Origin of the sequence: Cereibacter changlensis JA139, from assembly GCF_003034985.1 — a bacterium.
GTDB lineage: Bacteria > Pseudomonadota > Alphaproteobacteria > Rhodobacterales > Rhodobacteraceae > Cereibacter > Cereibacter changlensis.
Genome location: NZ_PZKG01000367.1, coordinates 1 through 1,019, shown reverse-complemented (window position 1 = coordinate 1,019; position 1,019 = coordinate 1). Strand labels below are relative to the sequence as shown.

Genomic DNA, 1,019 nt, shown 5'->3' with positions numbered 1-1,019 from the left:
CGGCGCCGGCGGCGGTGATGCGGGCGCGGGCTTCGGCGTCAAGCTCGGCCTCGTCGATCAGCCGGGCGACCAGCTGCGCCTCCTCCGTCAGACTGCCGGTTTCGATCATGGACCAGGACGCGGCGCGGCTGTCGGGGGGCATGGTGTCACTCTCCTGTTTTGTCTATCATACAGGGGAACGAAAAGCCGTTTGTCCCGATTGCGCTGGTTCTGCGGGCGGAACGGCTGAAGAGAGAGGGTTTGACGGGCCATATGGATCAGGATCTCGACAAGTTCGACCGCGCCATCCTGCGGGTGCTGGAAACCCAAGGCCGGATCAGCGCGACCGAGCTGGCGCGGCGCATCGGTCTGTCGAAATCCCCGACCCAGGCGCGGATGAAACGGCTGGAGGAGGCCGGGGTCATCACCGGCTATGGCGCGCGGCTCGACCCGATCCGGATGGGGCAGGCGCATGTGGCTTTCGTCGAGGTGAAGCTGTCGGACACGCGCGAGGCCGCGCTGCAGGCCTTCAACCGCGCGGTGCAGACGATCCCCGAAGTGGAGCAATGCCACATGATCGCCAGCCGCTTCGACTACTTGCTGAAGGTGCGCACCTCCGACATCCAGGACTACCGCCGGGTGCTGGGCGAAAAACTCTCCGCCCTGCCCCATGTCGCCTCCACTTCGACCCATGTGGCGATGGAGAGCGTGAAGGAAACCCCGTCCTGAGCCGTCAGAAGAACAGCGCGTTCAGCGCGAGGGTGATGGCGCCGATCGGCTGACCGGTATCCGGATCGGTGATGGTCTGCGACACCTGCCCGACCAGGGTATGGGTCGACTCGTCGTATTCCGGCGGGCTGACCAGCGTCTTGCCGGCTCCCAGCCCGTAGGTGAGCAGGAACTTGTCCTCATCGCCCTGCCAGTAATCCGAGGTGACGTCGCTGGCGGCGACGTTCAGCCCGCGGGCATCCATCACGAAGACTTCGACCAAGCGTCCTTCGGAGGACGCGACCTGCTCCGCCAAGAAGACCGACAGCGGC

The 1,019-nt window shown here is 65.6% G+C and carries 2 protein-coding genes; one reads left to right on the top strand and one right to left on the bottom strand.

Annotation, left to right across the window (positions count from 1 at the left end; genetic code table 11):
• Nucleotides 1-252: 252 nt before the first annotated feature.
• Nucleotides 253-708: an Lrp/AsnC family transcriptional regulator gene (locus C5F48_RS24100; RefSeq protein ID WP_107666161.1), complete on the top strand. Its 456-nt coding sequence runs from the start codon at nucleotides 253-255 to the stop codon at nucleotides 706-708.
• A gap of 4 nt (nucleotides 709-712) precedes the next feature.
• Here the strand turns inward: C5F48_RS24100 and C5F48_RS24095 are convergent.
• Nucleotides 713-1,019: PDC sensor domain-containing protein (locus C5F48_RS24095; protein ID WP_219907847.1), on the bottom strand; the 307-nt coding region annotated here is incomplete at its 5' end.